General features: G+C 41.8%; 1 pseudogene. It reads left to right on the top strand.

Features of this window, described 5'->3' with window-relative positions:
- A pseudogene (locus R7Q46_RS30435) lies at positions 1-408 on the top strand (fatty acid metabolism transcriptional regulator FadR); the annotation flags it as partial.
- Positions 409-514 lie beyond the last annotated feature (106 nt).

The following is a 514-nucleotide window of genomic DNA, read 5'->3' as shown; positions in this document are numbered from 1 at the left end:
GATGATTTCATTGCCTCTTCTCCGTATGCGGATAAGGTGCTTCAAAGCGTTAAAGAAGACAACGAAAAAGATGAAGCAAAGCGTCAGGAAATCTTGATCGCGAAAACATTTAACTTTTACGATTACATGTTGTTCCAACGCTTAGCATTCCACTCTGGTAACCAAATCTACGGTTTGATTTTCAATGGCTTGAAGAAGCTGTATGACCGAGTTGGCAGTTACTACTTCTCTAACCCTGCCTCACGTGATTTGGCGCTAAGATTCTATCGTCAACTGCTAGAAACTTGTGAAACGGGCCAGCGTGAACAATTGCCAGTTGTAATTCGCCACTACGGTATGGAAAGTGCTCAAATCTGGAACGAGATGAAAAAGCAACTACCAACCAACTTCACTGAAGATGATAGCTAAGCATTGAGTGAGCAAAGTTAGAAAAAACCGCAGGCAATGCCTGCGGTTTTTTATTGCTCGTTACTTACGGCTTTTGATCTAGTTCCTCATGCAATTATGTCGAAAA

The organism is Vibrio sp. 811 (assembly GCF_033339195.1).
Note: the sequence above shows the minus strand (reverse complement) of the source record. Positions and strands in the feature narration are given on the sequence as shown.